At 40.3% G+C, this 23363-nt stretch carries 16 protein-coding genes and 1 pseudogene; 1 reads left to right on the top strand and 16 read right to left on the bottom strand.

The features are described 5' to 3' along the window. From ADF62_RS06735 to ADF62_RS06695, 9 genes are all read right to left on the bottom strand, one after another. Positions 1-613, bottom strand: a 613-nt coding sequence (locus ADF62_RS06735; protein WP_152901332.1) for a YSIRK-type signal peptide-containing protein, incomplete at its 3' end; no start/stop codon positions are given. Between the two features lie 267 nt (positions 614-880). After that, positions 881-1534 (bottom strand): DUF6287 domain-containing protein, encoded by a 654-nt coding sequence (locus tag ADF62_RS06730; RefSeq protein ID WP_003095378.1) that lies wholly within the window; start codon positions 1532-1534, stop codon positions 881-883. A gap of 233 nt (positions 1535-1767) precedes the next feature. Beyond that, entirely contained in the window at positions 1768-4350 is a 2583-nt protein-coding gene (locus ADF62_RS06725; RefSeq protein ID WP_003097752.1) for an SH3 domain-containing protein, read from the bottom strand. Between the two features lie 175 nt (positions 4351-4525). After that, entirely contained in the window at positions 4526-7144 is a 2619-nt protein-coding gene (alaS, locus tag ADF62_RS06720) for an alanine--tRNA ligase (protein ID WP_003097753.1), read from the bottom strand. A 341-nt stretch (positions 7145-7485) separates the two neighbouring features. After that, on the bottom strand, positions 7486-8628 hold the full coding sequence (locus ADF62_RS06715) for a peptidyl-prolyl cis-trans isomerase (protein WP_003095651.1): 1143 nt from the start codon (positions 8626-8628) through the stop codon (positions 7486-7488). 61 nt (positions 8629-8689) lie between these two features. Continuing rightward, the gene (locus ADF62_RS06710) at positions 8690-9397 is read right to left on the bottom strand and encodes an O-methyltransferase (RefSeq protein ID WP_014633986.1); all 708 of its coding nucleotides are present in this window, start codon (positions 9395-9397) and stop codon (positions 8690-8692) included. Between the two features lie 76 nt (positions 9398-9473). After that, positions 9474-10694 carry an L-lactate MFS transporter gene (locus tag ADF62_RS06705; RefSeq protein ID WP_048788413.1) on the bottom strand — a complete coding sequence of 407 codons (1221 nt, stop codon included), beginning with the start codon at positions 10692-10694 and terminating at the stop codon, positions 9474-9476. A 212-nt stretch (positions 10695-10906) separates the two neighbouring features. Beyond that, a complete protein-coding gene (pepF, locus tag ADF62_RS06700) occupies positions 10907-12712 on the bottom strand; it encodes an oligoendopeptidase F (protein ID WP_048788412.1) in 1806 nt (601 codons plus the stop codon). A 10-nt stretch (positions 12713-12722) separates the two neighbouring features. After that, positions 12723-13682: a competence protein CoiA gene (locus ADF62_RS06695; RefSeq protein ID WP_048788411.1), complete on the bottom strand. Its 960-nt coding sequence runs from the start codon at positions 13680-13682 to the stop codon at positions 12723-12725. 1309 nt (positions 13683-14991) lie between these two features. Between ADF62_RS06695 and ADF62_RS06690 the strand changes: the two genes are divergently transcribed. After that, positions 14992-15888, top strand: coding sequence for a LysR family transcriptional regulator (locus tag ADF62_RS06690; protein WP_003095606.1), 897 nt, complete (start codon positions 14992-14994; stop codon positions 15886-15888). Between the two features lie 278 nt (positions 15889-16166). On the opposite strand, the gene metG is transcribed toward ADF62_RS06690, so the two are convergent. The 7 genes and pseudogenes from metG to ADF62_RS06655 form a co-directional block, all read right to left on the bottom strand. After that, the gene (gene metG / locus ADF62_RS06685) at positions 16167-18170 is read right to left on the bottom strand and encodes a methionine--tRNA ligase (protein WP_048788410.1); all 2004 of its coding nucleotides are present in this window, start codon (positions 18168-18170) and stop codon (positions 16167-16169) included. A 108-nt stretch (positions 18171-18278) separates the two neighbouring features. Then, a pseudogene (locus ADF62_RS06680) lies at positions 18279-18500 on the bottom strand (hypothetical protein); the annotation flags it as partial. Between the two features lie 42 nt (positions 18501-18542). Beyond that, complete coding sequence (locus tag ADF62_RS06675; protein ID WP_160312381.1) at positions 18543-18854, bottom strand: hypothetical protein; 312 nt, start codon at positions 18852-18854, stop codon at positions 18543-18545. Continuing rightward, on the bottom strand, positions 18814-19854 hold the full coding sequence (locus ADF62_RS06670) for a hypothetical protein (protein WP_048788408.1): 1041 nt from the start codon (positions 19852-19854) through the stop codon (positions 18814-18816). The genes ADF62_RS06675 and ADF62_RS06670 overlap by 41 nt, the downstream gene beginning before the upstream one ends. A 187-nt stretch (positions 19855-20041) precedes the next feature. Next, positions 20042-20359: a hypothetical protein gene (locus ADF62_RS06665; protein ID WP_239665007.1), complete on the bottom strand. Its 318-nt coding sequence runs from the start codon at positions 20357-20359 to the stop codon at positions 20042-20044. 386 nt (positions 20360-20745) lie between these two features. Further along, entirely contained in the window at positions 20746-21804 is a 1059-nt protein-coding gene (locus tag ADF62_RS06660; RefSeq protein ID WP_003095658.1) for a PhoH family protein, read from the bottom strand. A gap of 79 nt (positions 21805-21883) precedes the next feature. Further along, on the bottom strand, positions 21884-23131 hold the full coding sequence (locus ADF62_RS06655) for a LysM peptidoglycan-binding domain-containing protein (protein ID WP_003095370.1): 1248 nt from the start codon (positions 23129-23131) through the stop codon (positions 21884-21886). Positions 23132-23363: the final 232 nt, after the last annotated feature.

Here is a 23363-nt window from a genome sequence, read left to right as displayed (position 1 = left end):
CAACTTGATCGTAAAAGACGCTATCCCCTGGATTTACATAAAATTCAGCCTTGGCAGACACCTTGGGTTGATTCTTGATCTCTGTACGTTCCTTGTAGACATAAGTTCCTTGACTTGGAAGATCGCTTGCTGTAGTTGTATCCGGTTGGCTCACCAAACTAGTATTGACAGCTGCTCTCATTAAGGCAGATACATCAAAGTTAGTGGCTGTTTCAGATGAAGTATTTGTACCACTTGCTGCTTCTAAGCTGGCAACTGTTGATTCAGATGTTTTATCTGCTGCCTGTGAGATACCAGCACTCACTTCACTTGTAGCCTCGCTAGTAGCAGTTTCACTAGTGGTTTGGCTAATTGTTGAGACTTGGCTAACTTTCTCACTTGACACTACCCCATCTGTTGCTACACCACTGAAAATATCAGCTGCTATCACAGCATCACTATCTGAAGTCGCACGCAAAGTGGCATCTGAGGTTGTTGCTACTTCGTGGTGTTCGTCAGCCAAAGCTTGGCCCGCAAAGACCAAACTAGCTCCTAAAAGAACTGACGCAGCCCCAAATGAATATTTACGAATGGAAAAACGTTGTTGTTCGTGTAAAAATTTTTCTCGTTTCATATCAATTATCCTCTTTATCGAATTGATGTTACAGATTGATTGTAACACTAAGCGACAAATGTTACAAGTATTTTACAAAATGTTACTAAATATTTCTCACTTGTCCACTAGTATACCAAATTTTTTGACTTGTTCCCACTTAAATCATAAACGATCCGATTTTCGTCATAATCGAAAAAATGACCAACATATACTTACATTTTCGTTGTTTTTCCAATAAAAGCAAAAGTAAAAAGATTACTAAATAAATAGCAATCTTTTTTCATGTCAATTACGATAAAATGGATAATTTTCTGCATCATCACTTTGACCAATAACAAGATGGTCTAAATCACCATTACCAGTTCCAGGAATAGCCCAAAAAGCTGCGCTATCACCATCAGAAGCAATTGTTCCTGAAAAATTTCCATTATTTAAACGTCCAGAATAGAGATGATAAGTATAACCACGCCCATTTTGTACTGTACCATCTGGTGAAATTGTGACAAATTCTCCTCGAGAGTTGGTCCAAGTACCAGCGATTGAACTAAAGTCACCTGAACTTAGTTGCTTCCCATTAATCGATGAAGAAGCCTGTGTTTCTTCTCCTGTTTTTTCTTTTGTAGTCTCAGAAACTCCTCCTGAAGATAAGACTGTTTCATCAGTGTCTTTAGTTGCAGAGTCTTTGGCAACAGAAGACCCACTAACCGCAATGGTTGCATCTTCTGTGTCTTCATTTTTTACATGCGGGTTTGAATTTTTCTTATCGCTCTTAGTAGATTTACTTGAGCTTGAAGATGACTTCTTAACCGTTTTGACTGGACTGCTACTTGTGCTAACACGAGCTGATTCATGGCTGTTGAATTTAGTCACCAAAAAGACAGCAAGGATAACTACGATAAGAGCTAATACTAAACCAATAATTTTACTTGTAATTTTCATGAGTGATGTTCCTTTTCTGATAATTTACTCGATTATTATAACACAAAAACAACTAAATTTTTCATTGAAGTCATAGATGAATTAGCTACTTATAGAACGAATCCTATACTTTCATCTTGATTCTACAACTTTCTCTAATTTACGGCAAATATTTTCAAAATATATTCAATAGTATATTGATTCAATTGCTAAAGTGCAAACACCACCCTCAAAAGAGAGTGATGTTACGAATCTTAAGAAATGTCCACATAGCGTCTCGCACCACTATAAGTTACATAAGACAACCAGGTGTGACCATCAGCTGTTAGGACCTTGTCATAGCGAACGGACATGCCTTTATCATAGTAGGCTAACTCTGGGCTAGCAACACTTGGTTGAGCCTTAATAGAGCTAGGTTTTGTAAAGGTATAGGTGCCAGTTGCCGCTAGGCTTGGGCTTGCTGGTTGAGCAACTGCTGTTACCTTACCATCAATAGCAATGTAACGGCGATTGCCCCCATAGCTGACATAAGAGAGCCATGTATGACCATCTGCAGTCACCAATTTGTCATAGTTAACAGACATACCAGCATCATAGTAGGCCAACTCTGGACTTGCCATACTTGGTTCTGCTTTAATACTAGAACGTTCTTTAAAAGTATAGGTACCAGATGAAGATGTGTTTGGTTGGACTGGTTGTTCTACGGGTTTAGTCACACTCGTTGGTGCGATAGCCACATAGAAACGATGTCCTGAATAGCTGAGATAAGAAAGCCATGTATAGCCGTCATTATTGACAACCTTGTCATAGTTGACTGACATACCAGCATCGTAGTAGCTAACATCTGGGTTAGCTAACAAAGGTTGAGTCTTAATGCCAGTTCGAGCGGTAAAGGTATATGAACCTGAAGCTGGAAGGTTATGGCGGGTTGCACTTTGTACTGGAACAGTTGTGCTAGTGCCTCCAATGCCTACCATCTTACCATCTTGAACATAGTAGAGATGGACAATGTATTCGCCTGCTTCAGCCTTATGGTCAGTAACATTGATGCGAACCTTGTAGCTACCATCACTTTGTCTGTCAGCTTGGTACCATACAAGATCATCTTGGCCGTTCTTAGCTGTCCAAACCGGAACACTTACACCTTGAATAGCTTTGTCCCCACTAGAAACATTAGTAATATGAACGTCGAAACCGAGGTTAGAGAGATTTTCAATATTGATAGTACCACTTGGTTTGCTTTCTTGTTGAGCAAGTTTAGCCACAGCTACATAACGGCGGTTGCCACTGTAGCTGAGGTAAGAAAGCCATTGATAACCATCACCACTGACAATCTTGTCGTAGTTGACTGACATGCCAGTATCATAGTAGGCCAACTCTGGACTTGCCACACGAGGTTCTGCCTTAATGCTAGAGCGTTCTTTGAAGGTATAAGTTCCTGAGTCAGGAAGGCTATAGCTAGCAGTTGTATGAGTTCCTTCAACCTTGGCAGGAACTGTGTAAGTTGTGCCACTTACACCAACTAATTTACCATTAGTTTCAACATAGTAAAGATGAACATTGTAGAGACCACGTTCATTCTTGTGGTCACTTAGACTGACATTAACCTTGTAGTTACCATTGTTAAGACGAGTCGCATTGTACCAGATAATGTCATCTTGCCCATTCTTTTCAGACCAGATTGGAACAGACACTCCGAGGACACCGTTTTGATCTGCTACATTACTGATAACCACGCTAAAGCCACCATTATCATGGCTTTCAATAGCGATATTTCCTGTTGGTTTAGCCAGAGACTCTGCGACAATACCTAGGTCGACATAACGACGAGTACCATTGTATGACACATAAGAAATCCAACGGTGGTTGTCAGCAAGCAAAGATCTATCGTAGTTGACTGACATACCAGGATCAAAATTAAACTCAGTCTTGGCAGTAAAGCTAGGTTGATTCTTCACATCTGCAGGCTTAGTGAAATAATAAGTACCACGTTCAGGGATGGTTTCATCTCTAGTCACTTCAGTGGTGCTACTAGTGCTTTCAGCCTTCAAAGTTGCGATATCAGCGTAGTAGCGTTCAGAGTCGTAACCAATGTAAGAAATCCATTGGTGGCTATCCCTCTTCAAGACCTTGTCATAGATAACATGGTCGCCTGCACTAAAGACAAAAGTAGGTTTGATATCCATGATAGGCGCTGTACGAATTTCAGTTGTGCGACGGAAATAGAAAGTACCGTTTGATGGGATATCAAGAGAACCATCAGCAGTCACTGGACCATCTACACCAGGCTGACTAGCATTAGTTAAGACAGTCCGAAGACTAGTATCGACAGCTTCACGGTCAGTAGGTCTAGCTTCAGCAACTTCTGAAGTCGCTGAACGGTCAGTCTCACTTGCTGCTTCAGAGCTAGCTACTAATGACACTTCAGAACGTGGACTAGCCACTTCTGATCTAGAAACAGTAGCAACAACAGATGCAGAATGGGCAACCTCTGCCGGTACTTCCAAAGAAGCAGCCTCGCTAGCCACTATACTACTAGTTTCAGAAGAAGCAACTTCACTGTTAGCAAGCTTAGGTCTCGGCGCTTCAGATCTTGAAGCTGGTTGATTGAGGACATCGGTAACAGCTTCTGGAGTTGCCTGGTCAACTTGAAGTGCTTCAGAATTATTTACAATAACTTCATTATCCTTGTTGGAATTTACGCTATTGGCTTGTTCCTGAGCCAAAGCATGTCCACCAAGCATCAAGCTAGCACCAATCAAGACTGATGCAGCTCCAAAAGAATATTTACGTATTGAGTAACGTTGACGTTCCTTAAAAACATATGCCTTTCTCATTTTGATCACTCTCACTTTCTAGGCTGTTTGATAAAAAATAGGAACCGTTTTCACACTTTTATTATACCCCTTTGAAATATTTTTTACAATTATTTCAATATTATTACTAATTTTTTTAAGAAAAAAGATAGGATTTTCATCCTACCTTTTTAAGTTTCTTTTATTGTATCACTTCTTAAAACTGTTCTGCTACCGCTGAGAGAAGATCTTGGATACCGTTAGCATCGCTACCACCGGCCATGGCCATATCTGGTTTACCACCACCACGACCTGATACGATTGGTGCAAGGACCTTGATAACATTACCTGCGTGAACACCCTTAGATTTGCTTGCTACAAGGACATTAACTTTTTCACCAATGTGAGCTGCAAGGACAAGGACGTCAGAGTAGTCTGCTTGTTTCCATTGGTCAGCAAAGGTACGAAGGGCACCTGCATCAGAAACTTCCACTTGGCTAGCAATATAACGAACACCGTTAGCTTCTTTAACGTCTTTGAAGACATCACCAGCTGCTGCTGCTGCTGCTTTTTCTTTAAGTGCAGCATTTTCTTTTTGAAGGGCATGCAACTGCTCTTGAAGACTAGCAACCTTGTTAGGTACTTCTTTCAATTGTGGTGCCTTAAGTGTTGCTGCGATTGCTTTGAGGGCATCTTCTTCTTCACGGTAAGCAAGGTAAGCTTCACGTGATGTCACTGCCAAGATACGACGTGTTCCTGAACCGATACCTTCTTCTTTGACAATCTTGAACATACCGATTTCAGCAGTGTTGGCAACGTGTGTACCACCACAAAGCTCAACAGAGTAATCACCGATTGAAACAACACGAACATTCTTACCATATTTTTCACCGAAGAGGGCCATAGCTCCCATTGATTTAGCAGTGTCAATGTCTGTTTCAATAGTTGTTACTGGAGTTGCTTTCCAGATTTCTTCGTTGACTTGTTCTTCGATAGCACGCAATTCTTCTGGAGTTACAGCCTCAAAGTGAGTGAAGTCGAAACGCAAGAATTCTTGTTCATTAAGAGAACCGGCTTGAACTGCGTGATCACCAACGATATTATGAAGAGCAGCATGCAAGAGGTGAGTCGCTGTGTGGTTTTTCATCACACGGTGACGACGTGTGTGGTCAATTTCAAGTTTGTAGTTAGCACCTACAACAAGTTCACCTTCAACTTCAACAGTGTGAAGGGCTTGTCCATTTGGTGCACGTTGAACGTCAACAACACGCGCAACGACTGTACCAGCTGCATCTGAGATAGTACCGTGGTCTGCTACTTGTCCACCCATTTCAGCGTAGAATGGTGTTTGTTCAAAGACAAGGAGTGCTTGACCAGAGTTAACACTATCATGACGAGCATCATCAGCAACGATCACGCTCAAATGGCTTTCAGCAGTTTCCGCTTCATACAAGAACTCAGATGGTTCAGTGATGTTGGCGAGGGTTTCATTTTGCATACCCATAGAACCACCTTTAACCACGCTAGCACGCGCACGTTCTTGTTGTTCTTTCATGGCAGCTTTGAAACCTTCATGGTCAATCTTGAAGCCTTCATCCTCAGCCAACTCTTCTGTCAATTCCACTGGGAATCCATAAGTATCGTAAAGTTTAAAGATATCTTTACCTTCAAGCGTACCTTTACCAGATTTCTTAAGGTTAGCAAGAAGCTCGTCAAGCATACTTGAACCTGCATCGATGGTACGTGCAAAGGTTTCTTCTTCACGTTTAACAATTTTTTCGATAAAGTCTTTCTTCTCAAGAACTTCTGGGTAATAGCTTTCCATGATTTGACCAACAGTTGGAACAAGTTTGTACAAGAAAGCATCAGAAATGCCGAGACGACGGCCGTGCATTACGGCACGACGGAGAAGACGACGAAGGACATAACCACGACCTTCATTACCTGGAAGGGCACCATCACCGATGGCAAATGCCAATGAACGAATGTGGTCAGCGATGACCTTGAAGCTCATTGTGTCACCATCTGGATCATAAGTTTTACCAGACATTTTTTCGATTTCACGAATGATAGGCATGAAGAGGTCTGTTTCAAAGTTTGTTTTAGCCCCTTGCATTACGGCTACAAGACGTTCAAGACCTGCGCCCGTATCAATGTTTTTATTAGGAAGTTCTTTGTATTCTGAACGTGGAACAGCTGGATCTGCATTGAATTGTGACAAAACGATGTTCCAAATTTCAATGTAACGGTCGTTTTCAATATCCTCTTCAAGCAAGCGAATACCAATATTGTCCGGGTCAAAGTCTTCGCCACGGTCAAAGAAGATTTCAGTATCTGGTCCTGAAGGTCCAGCACCGATTTCCCAGAAGTTATCTTCAATTGGAATCAAATGACTTGGTTCAACGCCGCAGGCAATCCAACGGTTGTATGAATCTTTATCATCTGGATAGTAAGTCATGTAAAGCTTGTCTTTTGGAAAATCAAACCACTCTGGGCTTGTCAAAAGCTCATAACCCCATTCGATAGCTTCATCACGGAAGTAGTCACCAACTGAGAAGTTACCAAGCATTTCAAACATTGTGTGGTGACGAGCTGTCTTACCAACGTTTTCGATATCGTTAGTACGGATAGCCTTTTGTGAGTTAGTAATACGTGGATTTTCAGGAATCACAGAGCCATCAAAATATTTTTTCAAAGTGGCAACCCCTGAGTTAATCCAAAGAAGAGTTGGATCGTTAACCGGAACCAAGTTAGCTGATGGTTCAACAGCGTGACCTTTTGATTTCCAGAAATCAAGCCACATTTGACGAATTTGTGCTGAAGTAAGTTGTTTCATTGTTTCTCCCTAATTATTTCTTAATTTATACCATTTAGAAAATACTAAAAGAATAAAAGACAAGACCACTAAACGAAGGGCGACGTGAACCGCGGTACCACCTTCATTCAATGACCTTGTCATTCTTATTTTTCTTAAATTGTAAACTTTGAGTAGCAAGTAATCCCATCCGTCCATGGCTCGCAGCAACCGCCATTTTTCTGTATCCGAAGCAATGATTACCTTTCTCAAAGGGCAGACTCAGAGTTTCCTAACATTAAAACTCTTTGTTACTTTCCATTTTAACGTGTTTTAGGTCTTAGGTCAAGTTGATAACAACATTATCAACTTTATCTTATGATTTATTTGCTAGAGCTTGATGTTGAACTTGATGAAGCTCCAGAACCAGTCGCATACTGGTCAAGAATTGCACTAAAGGCTTTATCTACAACCTTAACATTGTATTTTTTAAGAACCTTGGCAATTACTGAGTTAGTGAAGTTAGTATCAGCTTTCTTACCATTGATGATAACCTTAGTCAAATCATCCTTATAGTTTTTCCAATCTGCATTTTTCTCAGATTTTGAAACAGTTTTGACGATATAGTAAGTTGCAGCACCAGTTGAGCTGTTTGAAACAGTCACTACGTCAGAAACGGCATTAGCATCTTGTTTGAAGGCCGCTGTCAAAACATCTGTTGGGAAGTCTTGAGAAGCTGAGTTAACTGTCTTAGAAGTCACTTCCAAGCTGTTATCTTTAGCAACTTGTGAGAAGTCTGCTCCTTCTGCTTTAGCTTCAGAGTCTACTTTATCTGCCACTGCTTTATCAGTAGTTGAAACTACTTGCACCTCTGTATTTGGTGTGTAGTTATCATAGGCAGCCTTGTAATTTGCTTCCGTCAAATCTTTTTGTGCAGCTTGGTTAACAGCGTACTCAACCAATTTTTGTGTGCGGATTTGAGTGCGGTATGACTCTTCTGTTTGACCATAGGCTGCAAGCACTTGTGAGAATTGGTCTCCGTATTGTTCTAAAGATTTTTTATAGGCTTTGTCAACATCTTCTTTGCTGACCTTGCTACCGTATTCTTTTTCAAGAGCCTTTTGCAACGTTGCACTCAAAACACTTTGTTGTGTTTGGTTGCTACCTTTAAGTGAATCAAAGACATCCCCAACAGTAACAGTATCACCTTTCATAGATACCAAGGTTGTTTCTTCAGTCGTTTTGTTCCCCAGAGAAACATACATAGCACCAGCACCAACAAGGGCTGAAACAGCTACAAGGGCAAGACCTCCGAGGAAGCGGCCACCTGAACTTGGTTTACCAGCATCACGTGTCTTTTTCGTTTTAGCACGTTTAGCTTTTTCTTTCGCTTTTTCACTAGCGAGGGCGATGCTTTCCTCTTCTTCTTTTTGGCGATCAAGATGCTCTTGTTCTGCGTCTTTGTCTGCTACAACCTCTTCAACAGTTTCTTCTGTCGACTCAAGATTTTCATTTTCTTTAGCCATTCTATCTACTCCTTAAATTGTCAATATCTTTGTTATTATACCACACTTACTTAAATAATGCTTAATCTGGCAAGATAATATTTTCAGAATTTTTCCGAAGCATAAGAAGCCCGTCACTCATAGGTACCAAACTAGCAGTCAAACCCGGGTTATCTAAGGTCGCATCAAAAAGGCGATGCAAGCCACGATAGATCGTCCGCTGACCACGACGAACCTCCATGATGTCTTTGGCAATATCCCCCCCTTGGAAAATATCATCAAAGACGATGACCCCACCAACCTTAAGACGTTTTAAGATTTCAGGTAGAAAGACGATATATTTAGACTTGGCTGAGTCCATAAAGACAAAATCATAATCTGTGTCTAAGTCTTGCAATACCTCAGCAGCATCTCCTTCCACCAAGGTAATTTGTTTGCGACTGTCATACTTGGCTAGATTTTCCTTGGCAAAGCCAATCATTTCTTCATTACGATCAACCGTCGTAATCTGAGCATCAGGGGCGTACTCAGCCATAAGAAGAGCTGAAAAACCAATAGCCGTTCCTACCTCAAGGATTTTCTTAGGCTGTAAGGTCTGTAACAAAAATCGGAAATAAGCAACAACTTCGTGCTGAATAATTGGAATATTTTCCTTACGAGCAAAGGCCTCCAGCTCAGCCAAATGCCCTTTATTTTCCTGAAGATGCGTTCGCATGTAGTCCACGATATCCTTGTTGACTACAGGACGTCGCATGTTGTGATTTGCGTTTTTACTATATGATTTAACCATGTGTTTTATTATATAAAAAATCCCTAGCGAGTGCTAGAGATTTTTCTTATCTATTCTATAAATTAAATCGTCATCATTAAGCCACTTGACGTAACCACCTCTTTTTCAAGAGATAAGAAATGCCCAAAGCTACCACGTAAAGAGCGATGAAAACAAGCAAGGTCATCTGGTAGGATTTTGTCAATTCGTAGGTTACGGATAAGAGCATTGGCCCCACTAAGGCTGCCATCGCCCAGGCAGTCAAAATATAACCATGAAGGCTAGCCAACTCCTTTGCCCCAAAGATATCGCTAAGGTATGGTGGAATCAAGGAGAATCCTGCGCCGTAGCAAGTCATCAGAACAGCCATCGCAACCACAAAGACAAGTGGAACTTGCAGGACAATTAGGAGGATGGCCATAACGATATTAACTACAAAGAGGAGAATAAAAGTCTTCGGACGTCCAATATAATCCGACAAGCCTGCCCACAGAAGGCGACCAAAACCATTAAAGATTCCCATAATACCTACAACAACTGCCGCTGATTCCGCTGACATCCCAACCATATCTTGAGCCATTGGAGAAATAGCAGAGACAAGGGCTAAGCCACATGAAATATTGATAAACAAGATAAGCCATAACCAGTAAAAAGTTGACGATTTCAGAGCCTCATTAGCCGTAACTCCCTTGCTCAAATCAGCAGCTTGACGGTTTGGACTCTTGTCAGCCAACAGTTGTGCTTCCTCTACACTTGGTCGTTTAATGAATTGTGAAACAAAAAGCATAACAACAAAATAAACGACTCCCAAGATATAAAAGGTCTGCTCAACACCACGTGCCTGAATCAGATATTGAGCAATAGGACTGGTTAGCAGCGAGGCAAAGCCAAAGCCCATAATGGCAAGGCCAGTCGCAAGGCCACGCTTATCAGGAAACCACTTAATAATAGTTGAAACAGGCGTAATATAACCTACACCCAGTCCTAGACCACCAAGAATACCATAACCAAGATAAAGCATCCACAGCTCTCCATGAGCAATGGCAACTCCTGTCAGAATATTCCCCCCAGCATAGAGAACAGCCGACATACTTCCAGTCACTCTCGGACCAAATTTTTCAACCAAACGTCCCATAAAAGCTGCAGAAAGCCCTAGACAAAAGATAGCCAATGAAAAGGCAAAAGAAACTGAAGATTGATCCCAGCCAGTCTGAGCCATAATAGGATTACGATAGATACTCCAAGCATAGGTAGACCCCAACATGAGATGGAGTAAGATACCACACGTTGCTACAAGATAACGATTGGTTGTTTTCACAAAAACCTACTTTCTATTTCTGAACATTTTCCACTTATAAAACATAAAACGTTAGGTTTTTAGTCTATCATGAATATAAACCATGGGCTATAAATATGCTCATTAGCAATTTTTCCATAGCAATCAAAACTTGCAATCTAGTAAACGTTCGTTTTTAGACATAAAAAGAATCATCCTGATTCAGAACGATTCTCTCTTATAGTGACTTCTTTTTAAGAAAGGTGAACACCTTTTTCAACCAAGGCTTCCAATTCAACGAGACGGTCTTCAAAAACTTTGAAGGCAGCATCCAAGTAGTCGGTATTGGTCATATCGACACCAGCTTTCTTGATGACTTCCAAAGGATAGTCTGAGCTTCCCGCCTTAAGGTAAGTAAGGTAGGCTTCTTTATCTTCTTCAGTACCGTGAACAATTTTTTCAGCCAAGTAGCTTGCTGCCGCAAACCCTGTAGCGTATTGGTAGACATAGTAATTCATGTAGAAATGCGGAATACGTTCCCACTCAAACTGAATTTCGTAGTTATCTTCAGCTTTGAGGTTATAGTATTTCTCATTGAGGTCTGCGTAAAGCTTATTCATGAAGTCCGCTGTCAAGATTTGACCAGATGCATCTGCCTCATGGATAGCATGTTCAAACTCAGCAAATTGTGTTTGACGGAAGACAGTTCCCTTGAAACCATCCAAATAGTGATTAAGAATAGCAAAACGTGTCTTGTCATCTTTAACCTCTTTAAGCAGCGTTTCTGTCAAGATATTTTCATTGGTTGTAGACGCAATTTCCGCCAAGAAGATTGGGTAATCTCCGTAAACATATGGTTGAGTCTGACGTGTGAAAGTTGAATGCAAACTGTGGCCAGTCTCGTGAACCAAGGTAAAGAGATTGTCCAAAGTGTCTTGCCAGTTCAAAAGCATGAAAGCATTCGTATCATAGGCACCACCCGAGTAGGCACCTGAACGTTTCCCTTTGTTAGGGTGAACATCAATCCAACGTTCCGTAAAGGCTGCATGAACCCCTTTACTATACTCCTCACCAAAGATTGCCAAGACTTCTTCTGCTTTCTTGAGGGATTCTTCATAAGTAAGAGCAGTTTCAGTCTCAGAAAGTGGTGTATAGACGTCATACATCTTAAGCTTGTCAAGTCCCAAGACCTTCTTACGCAAATCAAGGTAACGGTGCAAAAGTGGCAAATGCTTGTTCACTGATTCCAAGAGAGAGTCATAAACACTTTCTGGAATAAAGTTAGCCGCAAGTGCTGCATGACGTGCCGAATTATAGTACCGAACTTTGGCTTGGTAATTGTGAACCTTAACAACACCTTGGAGTGTTTGTGCATAGGTATGTTGGAACTGCTCATAAGTACCGTACATCGCTTCATAAGCTCCCTTACGAATGTCACGGTCCTTAGATTCCATGAGGGTGATAAAGTTACCATGTGTCAACTCAACCACATCCCCTTGACCATCTGATACCCATGGGAAGAGGATATCAGCATTATCCAAGACGTTGAAGGTATTCGTTGGACCATTGAAAATATCACTAGCTGCTGCCAAGAGTTCTTCTGCTTCTTGAGAAAGAACGTGGTCCTTGTTTGCCAAAAGACGTTCGAAATAGTGGTCATAAAGCCCAAGACCTGGCTCGTGTTCTTTAAATTCAGCTAATTTCTTATCATCCAAGGCCATAAATTCAGGCTCAAAGTAAGCAAAAGCCTCACTTAACTGTGAGTAAAGGTTTGAGGCCTTAGCTTGGTACTCTTGGTAAAGCCCTACTGTTGTGTCTTGGTCATTTTTCATTGACGCATAGACATAGATTTTCTCCAAACGACGCATAAGGCTCATATAAAGTTCTGTTGCCTCAAGCAAGTTCTTAGCAGAATCCAAGAGATGACCTGCATAAGCACTAGCCTTCTTCAAATCCTGAGCAGTGCTTTCATATTCAATTTCCCAATCTGCATCTGTCGTAAAAATGGTCGTCAAATCCCATGTGTATTTCTCGTCTAAATGAGTACGATTGTCTGACATAATATTCTCCTTAATTGTGTCTATTCTTTACTATTTTAGCATAAAAGGTGGGAGGGTAGAGGGTTTGCTTGTAAGAAAAATGCCTTTTTCGATAATATTGCATGAAAAGCTTTTCAAAACCATCAATAGATAATCTAATTTGGACAAACCCTTGCTTAGATTCAGGAAATCTCACTTGTGGAAAAAAATCCTGATCAGATAGACATAACAAATTCATTCCCTTAAGATAGGCTTCTTCCTGCCTTCTCAGCCACCTTGGATTTTTCCCCATTAATTCTCGTTGAATCACATGTGAGACCTTCTTTCGCTGAGTAACTTTATAGGTCTCACCCTTCTCTGCTTGATAAGGAAAACGTAGAACTGTCATGAGATTTCCGGTTAACGGCCAGACCTTAGTTAAATAATAGACTTTCCCAAAAATATCCTCATAGATGAGATACTTAAGTCTAATTTCCTCTCGCTTCCAATCAAGCTCCCACAGGTGAAATCCTATCTTGGCCGTAAAATAGAGAAAGTCCCGCTGTAAATCTGTTAAACGACCATTCAACCAGAGTTCCTCACCCAAAAGCCAACGCACTTCGTAACCTGCTTGGTGATAGGCACATGTCCTCTCTCTCAAACGTTGCTGTGATAACCGAGAACACTGGATTTCCAAGGCTAAGGAATCTCCAACGAATAAATCCGCAATCTGGCCTAACTCAGGCAGAACCTTTTCAATACAAACTCTTTCACCATGATTGTCCAGGGATTGATACAAAGTGGCTTTTAGGGATAAATGTTGGGCCGATTCATTCTCTGAGAAGAACTGACAATCTTGCAAAGACTTGTGAGCAAAATGTGGACACATTACCTGGCCATGCCTCAATAGGACAACTCCCTGGCAACCAGGACAGCTATAGGGTTCTTTACGTTGCAAACTGGTTTCTAGAGCTGAAACGAGGTTTCCCTCCTGATTTTTTGCAATTAACATAACTCTCTCCTTCGTGCACTCTCTTACTTATTCGTAAAAGAATTCACAAAATAAAAAAACATCTAGATTACTCTAGATTCTTCCCCCATTTAAACTGAAACTTGCTCCCTGCTGTATGGAAACTTAGGTTTATAGGTGTATTGCTTACCTTGGGATCCAAGTGACGCTCAATCCTTTGATCTCTTTTCAACAATCTCGATTTCTCAGGAAAAATCCCCCAATCCACCCTGAAATTAAAAGCCAAAAACAGTCTCTATCCCATACAACCATTGAAAATAGTCAATGTAGCATAGACAGATGCTCTCACAAACACCTAGTCAAATTCCGTCTCTGAAACACCATCCCAATATGTTTCTTACCCTCTAGTTCCTAACTCTCATCAAGGACTTACTTCCTTTAGTCAATAACAAGATAAAACAATTTTTAGATTTGGATAATTACCATCCAAAATCCTTATTTACTAACATTGAACCACCATTTCCCTAGGTACAGTTCAATACCAACAAATACAAAACCGTGTTGATCCAAAATGGTCTCTAGATTCAAAGTATCCCGAGATTAATAGTCAGTTAATCTAATAAAGCTTTCACTCTCGCTTTTTGTGCAAAACGTCACACTGCGTACAAAATACTATTTTCTAGAAGAGTAGCAGCTAAAATAGCCACTCTCAAAACATACCACCTATCAAAAAAGGTTAGTCCATCTTCTGATAGATCTATTTACAGGACTGCTTTATATTCTTTCCCTCTCCATTAAAAAAAGTAGTCTCTATGGACTCCTCCGTAAACTCGCCTTCCAAAATGGTGTTAGATCTTCAAAACATGTTTTAGAAGGCGTCTTCTTATCATCCTTATGATTGGCTCGTCTAGAAAATCTCACCCACCAACCTCTAGACGCAACCCTGGTTCAAGTCTACTCTGCCTCGGCTATCGGTATATTCTTTGTCACTATTCACCTACGTACTGTCAGCCTCTGATGGACTATTGTTCTGCACTTTGGGGTTATTTTTACTAGTTTTCTTCTGTCACAAGCGACACAGGCTACTCCAGCTACAAGTATCTGGTATTTCATTCTCTGGTTACTACTGATTACCATAGTACTCTTCCTCATTCGACCTAAAAAATTGGAAGCCATTAGACGTCTTAGCAACTGACACTTTATACAGCATTCCATCAGTACTCCTATAAGACCTGACTTTATAAAAATTTCATATCAGATCTTCATCTATTCCTATCAGGATTTTACTGATATTAGACTTCTCATTTTGTTATAATATAGGTCACAATCATATTTTAAAAAGGGGATGCTTATGAATTTTCAACAATGTCGCTATGTTCAGACTATCTCTGAAACAGGCTCATTTAGTAAGGCTGCTAAGAAGCTCTTTTTGACACAACCCAATCTTTCAGCATCCATTCGTGATTTAGAGGAAGAACTGGGAGTTCTACTCTTTGAGCGCTCCAATACGGGAGCCAAACTGACTGATGATGGCCATGATTTTCTCAAATACGCCAAACGTATCCTTGGAGAGCTGGATCTACTAGAAGGACGCTATCGCAAGTCCTTTAAGAAATCGTTCACTATTGCCAGTCACCACTATGATTTTTTGTCACTTCCTATGGCTCATATTGCCAAACGCTTTCGTAGTGATTATCAAGAATTTCAATTAATTGAAACAACAACTAGAAAGATTCTCAAGAGCGTAGAGAGTTTCGAAAGTGACTTGGGGATTATTTACCTTGATGAAGACAATGTCCACATCCTAGAGCGCAGTTTCAAACACATGGATTTGACTTTCACCCCACTTGGAGACTTTGAAACCAAGATTTTCTTGGGACGTCAACATCCCTTAGCCAAGAAAAAATCTCTAAATCTCAAGGATTTAGAGGGATATCCACAAGTCCGTTTTCGTCAGGAAAGCTCTGGAATTCATTTCGACGAGGATCCGCTGGAGGTCCTGCCTGACCAGCAAGTTATCTACAGTAATGACCGAGGCAGTGTCATGAATCTGCTATGTTCCTCTGATAGTTATGCTTCTGGCCTTGGTATTGTCAACAGTTTTATCAAGGACCAGATTGTCCTAATCCCACTTAAGGATAGTCCCAAGCACACTTTGGGTTTTGTAACCAACAATAAACAAAAACAATCTACAATTATTCAAGCATTTATCGAAGAAATCCGAGATAGCTTACTACCCCACCACTAAGGAGACCTTGATGCTATTAGTAAACTAGACAGATCCCCTAATACCTATGGACCTGATGGAAGCGTAGAACAGATTAAACATTTATTGAAATATAGTGCATAAAAAAACGAGTTCGACTGAACTCGTTTTAATGTTAAAAATATCTTGTTTTGATTACTCTTAGGTGAGTAGGGGGATACGGCGAAATCAAAATAAGGAAAGGAACAGAAGACTTATCATTCAAAATCAATTCGTTTTCCCACTCCCACTTAAGGAAATACTATAAAACAGAATTACTGTTACCCAATCACACTTCCGTTTGGAACAGATGGATCTACTGTCAAGACAGTGAGTTTACCGTCATGTTCAGCAGAAAGAATCATACCTTGGCTGACATATTTCTTCATCATCTTACGTGGTTTGAGGTTCGCCACAACTTGAAGTTTCTTACCGACCAATTCTTGTTCGTTTGGATAGAATTTAGCGATACCTGAGAGGATTTGACGGTCTTCACCATCGCCAGCATCAAGACGGAAGCGAAGTAATTTGTCTGAACCTTCCACTTTTTCGACTTCTTTAACTTCAGCAACACGGATTTCAACCTTGTCAAAGTCTTCAAATTTGATTTGGTCTTTTTCAGATTTAAGTTCGACTTCTTCGGGGTTCCATTCTTTTTCTTGTGGTTTGCCTGCGTTCATTTGAGATTGGATGTAGGCAATTTCTTCGTCCATGTCAAGACGTGGGAAGATTGGAGTTCCTTTTGGAATAACTGTAACATTTTCTGGGAAACCTGAAAGTTCAAGATTTTCAAGGTCAAATACCACTGGCAATCCGAGCTGTTCCATGATGGCATTTGAAGTGGTCATCATGAATGGTTGGACGAGGTGAGCTACCACACGAAGGCTAGCCGCCAAGTGAGCCATCACTGCTGCCAATTGTTCCTTGTCACCATCTTCTTTGGCAAGGACCCAAGGAGCTGTTTCATCAATATACTTATTGGTACGTGAAATGATGTTCCAAACGGCATCCAAGGCACGTGGGAAATCTACAGCATTCATTTGTTTGTGGAACTCTTCAATATTTTCAGCCACAACCTTAGCCAAATCAGCATCAAAGTCTGTAACATTCTCAACATAGACAGGCACTTGACCACCGAAATACTTGTTAATCATAGCAACTGTACGGTTGAGGAGGTTTCCTAGATCATTAGCCAACTCATAGTTGATGCGAGCCACATAGTCTTCTGGTGTGAAGGTACCATCTGAACCAACTGGAAGACTACGCATGAGGTAGTAACGAAGTGGATCAAGACCGAAGCGCTCTACCAACATTTCTGGATAGATGACGTTTCCTTTAGACTTGGACATCTTACCGTCTTTCATGACAAACCAACCATGAGCAACAAGACGTGTAGGTAATGGTAAATCAAGTGCCATCAAGATGATTGGCCAGTAGATTGAGTGGAAACGAAGGATATCCTTACCAATCATGTGGATGATTTCATGGTTTTCATCATTTTGCCAGAAAAGGTCAAAATTACCATGCTCATCCTGCCCATAACCGAGGGCGGTAATATAGTTGATAAGGGCATCAATCCACACATAAACAACATGCTTTGGATCTGATGGTACTTTAACTCCCCAAGTGAAGGTTGTACGTGATACCGCCAAGTCTTCCAAGCCTGGCTCGATGAAGTTTTTAAGCATTTCATTCATACGACCAGCAGGTTGGATAAATTCTGGGTGTTCTTTAAAGAAGGCAGTCAAACGGTCTGCGTAGTTGCTAAGTTTAAAGAAATAGGATTCTTCAGAAACTAGCTCCACTTCATGTCCTGATGGAGCCATACCACCAATGACATTGCCTTGCTCATCGCGGTAAACTTCTGCCAACTGACTTTCGGTGAAAAATTCTTCATCTGACACTGAGTACCAACCTGAATATTCACCAAGGTAGATATCCCCTTGTTCCAAGAGACGCTCGAAAACTTGAGCAACAACTTTTTCATGGTAATCATCAGTCGTACGGATGAATTTATCGTATGAGATATCCAAAAGTTGCCAGAGGTCCTTAACACCAACAGCCATACCATCCACATACTCTTGTGGTGTGATTCCTGTTTCTTCAGCCTTTTGTTGAATCTTTTGGCCATGCTCATCAAGCCCAGTAAGGTAGAAGACATCATAGTTCATCATGCGTTTGTAACGTGCCAAGACGTCACAGGCAATGGTAGTATAGGCAGAACCAATATGCAATTTACCAGATGGATAGTAGATAGGTGTTGTGATGTAGAATGTTTTTGTCATTTTAATTTCCTTTCATGTGTTAACAAATGGGCTAACACTGATGATATAACATCTTATTATAGCACGTTTTAAACACTAAAAAAACCAGACTAGCTGATTTTTGATCTTTTAATATTCACCTAGAAATGAAAGTTTTTTATCGTCCCTATCATCACGCTCATAGTCGTAATCCAGTTTTTTCTCTTCTTTTGTTAGACCTTTAAAGACTTTTTCTTCTGAAAGTTTGCCTTTTTTATCATAGGTAAGGACATTGATTTTATCGGCATTAACCTTATAGTGAACCGTCTCTTTAAGAAATTCCTTATAAGTCTTAATATAGACTTTTTTAGATGCCACAACTGGTGTCACTTATTCAGTTACCGGCTCACTCATCTAAACTTGTGGCTGACTATTCTCTGCCACAGGCTCTGAGGCTATAAATTCGCCGTTCGCTTTGGATTGTTGAATTTCTTCTTCGGTTAGTTTGCAATTATTGATTGTTTCGAAATAATTTAACCACTCTGTTTCGTTCATAAAAGTCCCTTTTTTCATTGATACTCCTATTTTAGCAGAAAAATGCCAAAAATCTATTTGACCATTTTCATAAAAAGAAAAAACAGTACCTGACTTTAGGCCTGATACTGCTTTATTAGACTTATGAATGTTAAATTCTATCAACGCTCTTTTTACTGCTACTGCTACCACTAGAGCTTGATTTTGAATCGCTACCATAGTCGTCACTATAGCCATAACCATAATCAAAGTAATCCTTGTAGTTATCATATTGATCACTATAAGACTTCAGCTCTTTCTTATAATCCTTGACAGCGTCTTCATAATCATTCCAACGTTTGTCTGTATCAGATTTACTTAGACGTTTAAAGGTAATACGTGACTCAAGCTTCCCTTTTTTATCATAAGTAGTCAGAGTGTATTCATCACCATGTTTGACATAAGTACGTTTTTCCCTCAAGGTATCTTTATATTCTCTTGTTGTTTTTTTAACGACTTTGTCAGCTGCCTCTTTGGTATAGAACGAATAGTCTTTTCTCATCTTTTTCATGAAGTCTTTTGTGACATCTTCGACTTGGTCCGCATTTAAAGCTTGACTTTGTGTTTTATTCCACGGATCAAATATCTGAGGAATATCTATCTCATAGTCCATCAAACTAACATATGATTTATTGTCACCCTCTACTAAATTGTAGGTTCTAGATTGATTATTCTTTACAACCACAAAAGACTGCAAATCCAAATCTTCGTCCTTGTATTCATCTATGCCATCAACCATCTTGTCTTTATCATCATCACGATAAGAATAGGCTACTACCTCGTATGTTCCATCCGCAATCTTACCTGATTGGTAACGCCATAGTGAGTAGCCACCAACGATAAGTAAAATCGCTACCAAGGATCCTAAGAACGATGCCAAAATAATCTTAGTTTTCTTAGACATACCTTTTTTAGGGGGAACTACTTGTTGGAAAGTTGCTGCTGTTTGGGCAAACTGAGGCTGTTGTGTCATAGCAATCACAGGTTCAGCTGGCTTAATCGGTCTTTGCTCCCTCACTTGTCCATTTGAGCTTAAAACGTTAGGTCGCTCAAGGATAAACTCGCCTGTTGCTTGAGCTTGAGATAACTCTGCCGGAGTTGGTTTACGACCGTTGACTAATTCAAAGTACTCAATCCACTCTTGCTGGTTCATAATAATCTCCTTTTTTATTGGTCTACTATTCTATTGTACTAAAATAAATGGCCAAATAGTATTTGACAATTATCATAAAGACTGTAAGTTTCTTTAATAAATCTTTAGGACATTATTCTCCATAATAAAAAAAACTGCTTGGTCGGTTTACTTATCAGCGCCAGATGAGATAATTTCCATATTGATCTCAGTCCTTATGATACTCCAAGGCATACTTATAATCCCACTCATAACCACTTATGAGCCCTTTAACTTCCTCTGAAGTCAATCGTTTAAAAGTTCTACGCGACTCAATATGTCCATCATTAGCATAAACAATCAGAACGATAGCATTGGGACGATTTTCATAAGTTCGTTTTTGCGTCAACATTTTTTTATAACCATCCACACACCTTCGGACAGATACTTCTTTTACTCTTGAATACTCCTCTCCCTTTTTAGAAAGCTTATCAATATGAGAAATCACTAAGGCTTTATATTCAGAGACTGTTGAATCCTGTTTCAAAGTTCCTGTATGGGGGTCAAAAGTCTGTGGTAGCTTTTCGTCATGCTCAAATAGTAAAACAAAAGGTTCCCCATCCCTATAAGAAAGATAATAAAATTGACATTTCATGTTCTCAACAACTAGAAAATCTTTATACAAGTTATCATTATTTTCTCTCCACTAAGTCAAATTTACCAATTCATTTGAATATGCCTAAGTAGCTTCGTCTTTTACCATCTGCTAGGCACCATCTGGAATATAGCTCTCTTGATACTTTCAAAATCTTTCCCCCATATTAGCCTACTCTTTAGTACTATTTTACCAAAAATAGAGAGAAAATCTGTTACTGGACTAGAAAAGAAAAAAAGAGGTAGAAAACACTTACTCTCAAACCTCTTTTCATCTATTTACTTTTTAACATCCTCAACACCAATGACTGGGTATTCGGTCAATCCTGATGCTTCTTCAACCTCATTAGATTGCTCTGGTTTCGCCTCAAAGTCAACTTTAGGTGCATCTTTTTCATAAGCATTAATGATGTCAGCAACAACTGGGTGACGGACGACATCACTAGCAGTGAAATGAACAAAATCAATGGCCTTGATTCCTTTTAGTTTTTCCATAGCATCAATAAGACCTGACTTTACACGACGTGGAAGGTCAATCTGGCTCATATCTCCATTGACAATCATCTTAGAATTAAAGCCAAGACGCGTTAAGAACATCTTCATCTGCATGATGGTTGTGTTTTGCGCTTCATCAAGGATAACAAAGGCATCTTCAAGAGTACGACCACGCATATAGGCGAGTGGCGCAATTTCAATAATTTCACGTTCCATAAGACGAGTCGTTTGCTCTTTACCAAGAATTTGATAAAGAGCATCATAGACGGGACGAAGGTAAGGATCTACCTTTTCCTTGAGATCACCAGGCAAAAAACCAAGACTTTCACCTGCCTCAACAGCCGGACGTGTTAGAACAATACGTTTCACCTGGCCACGTTTAAGAGCTGTTACTGCAAGAGTGACCGCTAAAAAGGTTTTACCTGTACCAGCTGGACCAATCCCAAAGACCACATCATGGCTTTTAATGCTATCAACATAAACCTTTTGCCCTAGGGTCTTAACTCGAATAGGCTTACCACTGTTGTCCTTGATAATCTCTTCTTCATATAAAGCAACAAACTTATCAATCGAACCATCTTGAGCCATGGTTAAGGCCGTGACAACATCTGAAGTGTTGACTAGCATCCCACGCTCCACTAAAACAAGGAGGGCTTGAATGGTCAAGCGGGCCAATTCGACACTTTCTTCGTCATCCCCAAGGACTTGCACACGCTCTGTTCGGGCATGGATAATAATATTTAGGTTTTCTTCAATGAGTTTTAAATGTCGTTCATTAGTCCCGAAAAGCGACAAGACGTCATCTGGGTGGTTTAGGGTAATTTCAACAGAATACTCTTGCAAATAGAGTTCCTCTTTCTTTCGTATTTTTCTCCATTATATCAAAAAAATCACGCCAGGCGTGACTTTTTGTAATTCTTAATTATGCATTGAATGATACGTGAACGTGGTCATAGTGGTTTTCAGTAACGCTACCACGATCAGGCATTTGGTTCCAAGTATTGGCTGGTCCGTAGATGTTGTTTACTGGTGCATAGAATTTTTGTCTGTAGATGACATATGAGATACCTGCATTTGCGATATTGTCTACAGCATATTGTGCAACCTGATTACCAACTTCTGAACCAACTGGTACCATAACGTCAACGGCAAGTCCTTTACCATGGTCTTGTGGGTCACCTTCACGGTAACCACCGATATCAGTAAGACCAAATTTTGCTGCTACATCTTGACGGAAAGCTTCAGCTTGTGGTTGAAGGTGTGGATCCGTTGGAAGTGTATTTGTTGATGCAGGTTGTGCTGCTGGTGCCTCTGAAGCCGCTGGTGCTTCTGATGCTACTTCTGATGTTGCTGCTGGTTCTACCACTGGCTGTTCTGCTGGCGCCTCTGAAGCTGCTGGTGCTTCTGAGGCAGCTTCTGATGTTGCTGCTGGCTCTGCAACTGGCTGTTCTGCTGGTGCCTCTGAAGTTGCTGGTGCTTCTGAAGACGCTTCTGACGTTGCTGCTGGAGCTTCTTCTTTTACTTCAGGTTGTGCTGGTGTTTCAGCAGCTGGAGTAGTTTCTGCTGACGCAGTTACATGATCAATAGCATCAGCAACTGGTTGTTCAGTTTCTGCGTATGCTGGTGCTTCTGATACTGATGCGATAGCTTCTGTTACTTCTGAAACAGCTTGAGTTGATGCTTCTGTAGCAGGTACTTGAGTAGCTGTTGTGCTTACTGTTTCAACTGGAGCTGTCAAGTCCGCTACAACTACAGATTGACCATTTACAGTCACTTCGTTAGTTGTCAAATTAGCTTCTGCAACTACAGGTGTGGTTGATGTTTCTGAAGCTGGAGTTTCAACTTTAACAGAGACTGCTTGATTATCAGAATTGTAAGTTGCTGTCAAGACTGTTCCAGGGTAAATCAAATCAATGTTTGTAATTTGATTGATGTTAGCCAAAACATTCACATCGATTCCCATCGCTTCAGCAATACTACCTAAAGTATCACCATATTGAACAGTGTAAGTTTGTTGATTATCATTTACAGAGATATCTGCCTTGATTTGATCTACTGAACGTGCTGTCCAGTTAGAAGCTTCATCGGCATGTACGTGGCTAGCAGCAAAAAGTGAAAGTGCTGCAGTCGAGTAAAGAAGTGCCTTTGTAGTTTTAGATTTTGATAACATCTATAATTCATCCCTTTTTAACAATTTTAATATCTACAATAATACCACACTTTCCATCAAAAAAGTTGTGACTTACTGCTCTTTAAAGCAATTACTAACTAGTTGTAACAAGCCTAATTTATTGAAAAACATCTGAGATATTTGTAAAAACATGTAACAATTCATCCCAATTCAAATGCTAACCGCTTTATAAAAATTGTAAAAAACGATTACACCTATGGTAAAACCTTAT

Source organism: Streptococcus sp. 1004_SSPC (genome assembly GCF_001069025.1).
Taxonomy (GTDB): domain Bacteria; phylum Bacillota; class Bacilli; order Lactobacillales; family Streptococcaceae; genus Streptococcus; species Streptococcus vestibularis.
Note: the sequence above shows the minus strand (reverse complement) of the source record. Positions and strands in the feature narration are given on the sequence as shown.

Bases quoted from the DNA above. Each gene is read 5' to 3' on its own strand.
- ADF62_RS06695 (WP_048788411.1), bottom strand. From the start codon at position 13,682: ATGTTAATTGCAAAAAATCAGGAGGGAAACCTCGTTTCAGCTCTAGAA.
- ADF62_RS06670 (WP_048788408.1), bottom strand. From the start codon at position 19,854: ATGAACCAGCAAGAGTGGATTGAGTACTTTGAATTAGTCAACGGTCGT.
- ADF62_RS06690 (WP_003095606.1), top strand. From the start codon at position 14,992: ATGAATTTTCAACAATGTCGCTATGTTCAGACTATCTCTGAAACAGGC.
- ADF62_RS06655 (WP_003095370.1), bottom strand. From the start codon at position 23,131: ATGTTATCAAAATCTAAAACTACAAAGGCACTTCTTTACTCGACTGCA.
- ADF62_RS06730 (WP_003095378.1), bottom strand. From the start codon at position 1,534: ATGAAAATTACAAGTAAAATTATTGGTTTAGTATTAGCTCTTATCGTA.
- metG (WP_048788410.1), bottom strand. From the start codon at position 18,170: ATGACAAAAACATTCTACATCACAACACCTATCTACTATCCATCTGGT.
- alaS (WP_003097753.1), bottom strand. From the start codon at position 7,144: ATGAAACAACTTACTTCAGCACAAATTCGTCAAATGTGGCTTGATTTC.
- ADF62_RS06715 (WP_003095651.1), bottom strand. From the start codon at position 8,628: ATGGCTAAAGAAAATGAAAATCTTGAGTCGACAGAAGAAACTGTTGAA.
- ADF62_RS06710 (WP_014633986.1), bottom strand. From the start codon at position 9,397: ATGGTTAAATCATATAGTAAAAACGCAAATCACAACATGCGACGTCCT.
- ADF62_RS06725 (WP_003097752.1), bottom strand. From the start codon at position 4,350: ATGAGAAAGGCATATGTTTTTAAGGAACGTCAACGTTACTCAATACGT.
- pepF (WP_048788412.1), bottom strand. From the start codon at position 12,712: ATGTCAGACAATCGTACTCATTTAGACGAGAAATACACATGGGATTTG.